The sequence below is a fragment of the Enterococcus sp. VV15 genome (assembly GCF_005236045.1).
Lineage (GTDB): Bacteria > Bacillota > Bacilli > Lactobacillales > Enterococcaceae > Enterococcus_B > Enterococcus_B durans.
In genome coordinates, this window is the sequence record NZ_QPTY01000042.1 from 19,883 (window position 1) to 27,046 (window position 7,164).

Sequence of the window (7,164 nt, forward strand, 5' to 3'; positions counted from 1 at the left end):
TAGCATCTCCTTTAAGAGCTGCTACACAATACATGCAGCGAATGCGAAAATAAAACCGCGAACAATTCAGTCCTTCGTCAAAGAGGCAACATCCCATCCTCTCAGCACTTAACGCTTTATTTCCTACTCTGATTATTTTGGGAAATCATTCCCAGGCAAACTATAGCATAGTTCACTAGTCACTGTAAATAAAAAAACATATATTTTCAAATATACCTATTTCTAAGTTCGTGATTAGACGACATGTTTCTGTACCAAATGGCATTATACTTTAAAAATACCGAATTTTATCAAAAAGATAATGGACGCTTTTCTAACTCATGCACGACTTTACGGAAATCTAAAAAACCAGCTTCTAATCCTCTCAGGAGTACTTCTGCAGTGCCAATATTTGTTGCAAGCGGAATCTCGTAGACATCGGATAAACGAATCAGTGCAGTAACATCTGGTTCATGTGGTTGAGCTGCTAATGGGTCCCGTAAAAAAATCACTAAATCCAATTCATCTTCAGAAATCATCGCACCAATTTGCTGATCTCCCCCTAATGGCCCAGATTTAAAACGATGGACTTTCAAGCCAGTTGCTTCTGTGATTTTCGCACCAGTAGTGCCCGTAGCGAAAAGTTCATGTCTTTCCAATATTGCTTGATAAGCTGTTGCTAATTTGACCATCATCGGTTTCTTTCGGTCATGCGCGATCAACGCGATTTTCATCTCTATCACTCCTTCTTCTTGCCAAAAAATGTGTCCCTTTTCATTTTACATCAAAGATGAGCACATTGACCAAAATTTAAATCAATTGTTGTTCAATGTGACATAGAAAAAAGATAACGCTTTCACATATAATTTGTTTAACGAATAAAACTAATAGAAAGCGTGGAATGACAAATGGTAGAAATGGCATTAAAACATGTATACAAGAAATATGACAACGCAGAGAACTATTCTGTAACCGACTTCAATTTATCGATCGATGATCGTGAATTCATCGTTTTTGTTGGGCCTTCCGGTTGTGGGAAATCAACAACACTGAGAATGATCGCGGGTCTAGAGGATATTTCAGAAGGTGAACTGAACATTGGTGGGAAAGTCATGAATGATGTAGCACCGAAAGATCGTGATATCGCGATGGTTTTCCAGAACTATGCCCTCTACCCTCACATGACTGTTTTTGATAACATGGCATTCGGTCTAAAATTGCGAAAATATGACAAAACAGATATCAAAAAACGGGTAGAAAATGCAGCAGAGATCCTAGGATTGACTGAATATTTGAAACGTAAACCAGCTGCATTATCTGGTGGACAACGCCAACGTGTCGCATTGGGTCGAGCAATCGTCCGTGATGCAAAAGTATTCTTGATGGATGAACCATTGTCAAACTTAGATGCAAAATTACGGGTTGCCATGCGTGCAGAAATTGCGAAATTACATCAACGTTTAGAAACAACAACGATCTACGTGACCCATGACCAAACGGAAGCAATGACGATGGCTGACCGTATCGTTATCATGAAGGATGGTTTCATCCAACAAATTGGTACACCAAAAGAAGTATATGACACTCCTGTCAATATGTTCGTAGCTGGCTTTATTGGCTCACCTGCAATGAACTTCTTCCATGTGACTTTGAACAATGGCGTGATCTCAGATGGCCATGGTTTGAAATTGAAAATACCTGAAGGAAAAAATAAAGTTTTAGTTGAAAAAGGTTATGAAGGAAAAGAAGTCATCTTCGGTATCCGTCCAGAAGACATCCACAGCGAGCAAGTCGCTTTAGAAGCTTCTCCAGAAGCCGTGGTCAACTCTGAAGTTGTCGTTTCAGAATTACTTGGTGCGGAAACAATGCTTTATACTAAGACAGGTTCTACTGAATTTATTTCTAAAGTCGATGCGCGTGATTTCCATAAACCAGGTGAAATGGTGGATCTAGCCTTCAATATCAGTAAAGGTCATTTCTTTGATAAAGATACAGAAGAAGTAATTACTTTACCTTAGAATCGCCCCCTTTAAGAACGGCACAGGATAACTCTTGTACCGTTCTTTTGATGATCAGCTGATCATTTTAAGCGACTTTTTTAACTGTCTTGCCAATGATTTCTTTTTTTTCTAATTGTTTTGCTTTAGTAAATATTGGGATATCGAAATATTTGCTCAATGTCCCTGCAACAAAGTAAGCAATATTATAATCTACTAAACTATGGATCAGGCCACCCACACCCATCAAAATAAATACGGTGTAAAAATAACCACCTGAATAATACGTTTCAGGCATATTCCCCATAAAGAAGAAGGCGCTGACGACTAACATTTCAGTAATCGAATGGATGATGCCGATCACCAGATTAAAACTTTGAAAACGCCAATTTGCTAATGTCACTTGACCGTCTTTCAAAACGATTCCTGGATTTTTTTGTAAGTACCATGCCCCAATAACGGCAAATACTAGATGCGATAATGCACGTAATGCAATAATGAATGGTGTAGATAAAAAGAAACCGAATGTTGTACCTAATGCAACAACAATTGCTACACCAGGTGAAAAAAATAAGGCAATAAATAATGGCACATGGGATGCTAATGTAAAAGATGCTGGTGGAATCATGATTTTAGGCATCACCATCGGGATAATCACACCCATGCCAATTAATAATGCAGAAATCGTAAGTGTTCGTACTGAATTTTTTTTCATTTTTCACTCTCCTAACATGTCTTGACACATAAATATCGTCTTATTTTACCTTTAACTACAAAACGTGTCAAGACACATACGCCGAAAAAATGAATAATCATGAAATTAGTTCAATAAAAGAAAAACATACTAAGATTAGAGGGTAAATTCATCAACGGATGAAATTACCCTCTAATACTCTTTTAAGCGTATAGTTTATTGTAAAAGAAAGACCGACCACACTTTCTTGGACTACGAGTCCCAAACAAAAAACGGTCTCCTTCACTGTCATTTTAAAACCTGGTTTAAGTATGTTGGAGCTTCGAACCCGTGTAAAGGAAATTAGAAACGAAATGAAGCAGTGAAGAACCTTTCAATACGTCTTAGGAGATGAAAATTATGTATGTACTTGCTTTAGATATCTCAATGGGAAAAAGTTATGTCGTTATTTATCATGAAAATACTTGTCTTTTTGAACAAGAAATTCTTCACGATAAAACACATTTCAATGCACTTCTTCAAAAAATTTATGCTCTTCCAGAACGACCACAAATCGTTTTTGAAGCAACGGGGGTTTATTCAAGAGTCATTGAAACTTTTTGTCAAAAGCATCATTTAGCCTATCGTTTATTAAACCCTTTAAAAGCGAAAAGACAACTGAATATTGACTTACATTCAGTCAAAACGGATAAACGAGATACCCATCGGCTGGCACAAACACACGGTCAATTTTTGTGGCAACCAAAACAATCTCAAACAGAAGTCTATAAACAAACACGCGATTTTGCATGCTTTTATCAACAAATTGAAAGGAACATTAAACGCACGAGAATGAACCTGCATACCGCTTTACAATTGACTTTCCCATAGTTGGAAACACTTTTCACGAACAGGTTATCAAAACTCGCCTTAAATCTTGTCGAACTTTTCCCCACCCTGATTACTTGGCACACTTAAGCCAAACCAAGGTAAAAAATGTGTTAAAGAAAAATGCAGATAAAAAAATCTCCGATCAAAAATCCTTGGCTAAAGCACAAACCTTACTTTCACTTGCGCAAAATTCTTATCCAGCAGAATCTGGACAAAGTATTTCTGTTCAAAAAGTCGTGTATTATGCCCAACAATTGCTTGTAACAAAAGAACAACTCGCCAAACAGCTAGTTGAAATTGCGAAACAAACAATAGAATTTGATTTCTATCAAAGTATCCCTGGAATTGGTGAACTTTCTTCAGGGCTCATTATTGGTGAATTAGGGGATATTCGGCGTTTTTCTTCTCATAAGCAATTGAACGCTTTCGTCGGTGTTGATACCAGAAGATATCAATCTGGAAAATATACAGCCAAAGAACACATGAATAAACATGGGAATCCGAAGGCCCGAAAAAATTTGTATTTTATTATGATAAACATGATTCAGCAACAAGCGGCGGGGTCCAATCATCTGATGGACTATTACTATAAACTAAAAACGCAACCTTCGCCCAAAAAGCATAAGGTTGCGCTCATCGCCTGCATCAACAAGCTCTTGAAATGTCTCCATTCGATGGTACGACATTCAAGTCCGTATGATTATTCATATACGGCCTCTAACAACCAATAAGGAATGTATCCTTATCTAGAATTATAGCCTACCTAATAAAAAAATTTCTAATTTATTAGGCTTATTTCGTATACTTTTTTCTTGATAAAAACCAATAGAAAAAAGTACTTGACTAAACGTAGGAAAGAATGTGGGACAAATCTAAAAATCAGTTTTACTGCAGACTCTCGAATAAATGGCATCCAAAAGTCAGGTTTTTCGGAAATTTCAAAAAAGAGGCTGGGACAGAAGTGTTTTACTCCGAGAAATAAGAAGAAATCAACGAAAATTGCTTTTCAAATTTTTGTGAATTTCGGTTTATTTCTGAAGGAGTTGCTTCTGCTCTCACCGTTTATTCGTTTTTAAAAAATGAGACAAAAGTGTTTCTTACTTTTGTCCCACGCTCTTTCTCTCGAATTTTTCAAACCTAAACGACTTTTGTCTCGCCCTCTTCTGTAGACGGAAATCTTTCGTTACGATTTTCTGGTTATCAAAATATTTCCGCTTGATGTACTTTTTAATTTTCTTCCAGCGCATTACTTAATGTTGCAAACTCTTCTAAAGATAATGTTTCTCCTCGGCGTTTTGGATCGATATTCGCTTTTTCCAAACTTCTAGTTAGCCAAGCCTTCGTTTCTTCTTCTTTCCCATAGGTTGCCTGTAAATTATTCCACAATGTTTTTCTTCTTTGTTGAAAAGCAGCCTTCGTCAATCGGAAAAAGGCTTTTTCATTGGTCACTTTGACCGCTGGTTCTGCTCTTCTCGTCAACTTCAAAATAGCTGAATCAACATTTGGTTGAGGAACAAATACTGTTTTTGGAACGATAAATGCTACGCTAGCTTCCATGTAGTATTGTACAGCGATGGACAAAGAGCCATATGCTTTGGTTCCTGGTTGAGCAGAGATCCGATCTGCAACTTCTTTTTGCATCATCACGACCATTTCATCAACGACCAACTCTGACTCCAAAAAATGCATCATAATTGGCGTGGTAATGTAATATGGAAGATTAGCAACCACTTTCAACGACAATTCTGTGTCAAAATAGTCCATAGTGGCCTGTTGTAAATCAGTTTTCAAAATATCTTGATGGACCACAGTCACATTCGGATAAGGAGCCAGTGTATCTTCTAATACAGGAATCAAACGATCATCGATTTCAAAAGCAACGACTTGTTTGGCATTTCTGGCTAATTGCTCAGTTAAAGCACCAATTCCTGGGCCTACTTCGATAACATTCGTTTCTTCATTGATTTGACCCGTTTCTACGATTTTTCTTAAAATATTCGGTTCAGTCAAAAAATTTTGTCCTAAACTTTTTTTAAACGAAAAACCGTGTTTCAATAAGATCTCTTTTGTTCTAGAGGGTGTCGCAATATCACGGTATTCACTCATGTTGTTCCTCCACTTTTTTCATTGCTTGTACAAATTCTTCTGGGGTGATCCGAAACATCTTCAAACGTTTTTCCAATTGCTTACCATTGGTATAACCAATCCGCAATTCATCCCCTAATTTTTCGCGTTTTTCTTTTGCTTTCGCTCCAGCTATTAAACCATGAGCAACAAGAATCTGTCTAGTGATCTCAGTAGTTTTTTTTTCCTCAGCAGGAGTCACGACCTTTTTCAAGGCTTCTAATATTGCTTCATCACTTGCATGTTCTACACCAAGACTTCCCTGTTTACGTGGACGTGCTTGTTTGCGCGGTAAAAATGCATGTTTGGCTTGTGGCACGACTTCCATGATCGTTTTCCGAATTTTTTCTCCCGAAAAATCTGGATCGGTGAAGATGATGACCCCTCGTGTTTCTTGGGCATGTTCGATTTGCATCAAAATATCTTCGTTGATCGCTGAACCGATAGTTTCGATCGTGTCAGCATCCACTACCTCTTGAAGTCTTCTAGTATCGTCTTTTCCTTCAACGACGATGATTTCTTGGATTTTTAACTTAGTCATTTTCATTTAACCTAAATAGACGATGTGCATTTTTCCATGTATGTCCAGCAACTTCTTCCAGCGTTAGTCCTCGTAATTCTGCAATTTTTTCAACAGTATAACGAGTATATCCCGGTTCATTTCGTTTTCCACGATAAGGGACTGGTGCCAAATAAGGAGCATCTGTTTCTACTAACAAGCGATCAAGCGGCACATTCATGGCTGCTTCCTGCACATCTGTCGCTTTTTTGAACGTTACGACTCCACTAAATGAGATGTGCATGCCTAAATCGAGGAATCGCTTTGCCCACTCAAAATCTCCGCTGAAACTATGCATGATCCCGCCAATATCACGAATATCTTCCTCTTTTAAAATCGCATACGTATCTTCAAGTGCTTCCCTTGTATGGATACTGATTGGCAAATTCATTTCTTTCGCAATCGCTATTTGTCGACGAAAAACTCTATCTTGGACCTCTTTAGGGTCTTCCATCCAATGATAGTCCAGACCGATTTCTCCTAGTGCAACAACTTTTGGCGTTGTTAACTGCTCTTGTAATTTTTCTTCGACTTCCTTTGTATAACTACCTACTTCTGTTGGATGCCAGCCGATAATACTATATATGTTTGAATAATCGTGACTAAGCTGCAGTGATTTGTCGATGGTTGGCGTATCAAAGCCCACAACAGCCATTTTAGTCACGCCCAATTCGTTTGCGCGTTCAATCGTTTCTGGAATATCGTCATTGAATTGTTCCGCATTTAGATGGGTATGAGAATCAAATATCATCTTCTATCTCTCCTTTTCTTCATTACTTTAGCATATAAGCAGCTATGGCAGAAGTATTAAAACTAAAAATCAAGATTTATTTTTAGAAAAATAATTTTTTATAGAAAAAACATGATAAAGTCCATATAATTGTGTAAAAGATAAAAGGCCATGTAACAGCCCTTTTACGGTACAATGTTTTTAACCACAA

Annotated in this window: 6 protein-coding genes, 1 pseudogene and 1 riboswitch; of the genes and pseudogenes, 2 read left to right on the forward strand and 5 right to left on the reverse strand. The window is 37.6% G+C overall.

What is annotated here, in order from left to right; all coding sequences use genetic code 11:
* Positions 1-33: 33 nt before the first annotated feature.
* Positions 34-133: riboswitch (THF riboswitch) on the reverse strand.
* Positions 134-290: 157 nt separating this feature from the next.
* Positions 291-713, reverse strand: a complete 423-nt coding sequence (gene mgsA / locus DVW83_RS12625) for a methylglyoxal synthase (RefSeq protein WP_104660702.1) — start codon at positions 711-713, stop codon at positions 291-293.
* A gap of 174 nt (positions 714-887) precedes the next feature.
* Between mgsA and DVW83_RS12630 the strand changes: the two genes are divergently transcribed.
* Complete coding sequence (locus tag DVW83_RS12630) at positions 888-1,997, forward strand: ABC transporter ATP-binding protein (protein WP_104660703.1); 1,110 nt, start codon at positions 888-890, stop codon at positions 1,995-1,997.
* A gap of 67 nt (positions 1,998-2,064) precedes the next feature.
* Here DVW83_RS12630 and DVW83_RS12635 read toward each other — a convergent pair whose 3' ends face one another.
* Positions 2,065-2,691, reverse strand: a complete 627-nt coding sequence (locus DVW83_RS12635) for a hypothetical protein (RefSeq protein WP_104660704.1) — start codon at positions 2,689-2,691, stop codon at positions 2,065-2,067.
* Positions 2,692-3,060: 369 nt separating this feature from the next.
* Between DVW83_RS12635 and DVW83_RS16150 the strand changes: the two are divergent.
* Positions 3,061-4,271 (forward strand): annotated as a pseudogene (locus DVW83_RS16150) (IS110 family transposase).
* 496 nt (positions 4,272-4,767) lie between these two features.
* On the opposite strand, the gene rsmA reads toward DVW83_RS16150, so the two are convergent.
* The 3 genes from rsmA to DVW83_RS12660 are packed head-to-tail and all read right to left on the reverse strand — an operon-like array spanning position 4,768 to position 6,974.
* Positions 4,768-5,646 (reverse strand): 16S rRNA (adenine(1518)-N(6)/adenine(1519)-N(6))-dimethyltransferase RsmA, encoded by an 879-nt coding sequence (rsmA, locus tag DVW83_RS12650; protein ID WP_104661841.1) that lies wholly within the window; start codon positions 5,644-5,646, stop codon positions 4,768-4,770.
* Entirely contained in the window at positions 5,639-6,205 is a 567-nt protein-coding gene (gene rnmV / locus DVW83_RS12655; protein WP_104661856.1) for a ribonuclease M5, read from the reverse strand. Before rnmV ends, rsmA begins: the two co-directional genes overlap by 8 nt.
* Entirely contained in the window at positions 6,198-6,974 is a 777-nt protein-coding gene (locus DVW83_RS12660) for a TatD family hydrolase (RefSeq protein WP_137239444.1), read from the reverse strand. Before DVW83_RS12660 ends, rnmV begins: the two co-directional genes overlap by 8 nt.
* Between the last annotated feature and the right edge of the window lie 190 nt (positions 6,975-7,164).

Bases quoted from the DNA above. Each gene is read 5' to 3' on its own strand.
- mgsA (WP_104660702.1), bottom strand. From the start codon at position 713: ATGAAAATCGCGTTGATCGCGCATGACCGAAAGAAACCGATGATGGTC.
- DVW83_RS12630 (WP_104660703.1), top strand. From the start codon at position 888: ATGGTAGAAATGGCATTAAAACATGTATACAAGAAATATGACAACGCA.
- DVW83_RS12635 (WP_104660704.1), bottom strand. From the start codon at position 2,691: ATGAAAAAAAATTCAGTACGAACACTTACGATTTCTGCATTATTAATT.
- rsmA (WP_104661841.1), bottom strand. From the start codon at position 5,646: ATGAGTGAATACCGTGATATTGCGACACCCTCTAGAACAAAAGAGATC.
- rnmV (WP_104661856.1), bottom strand. From the start codon at position 6,205: ATGACTAAGTTAAAAATCCAAGAAATCATCGTCGTTGAAGGAAAAGAC.
- DVW83_RS12660 (WP_137239444.1), bottom strand. From the start codon at position 6,974: ATGATATTTGATTCTCATACCCATCTAAATGCGGAACAATTCAATGAC.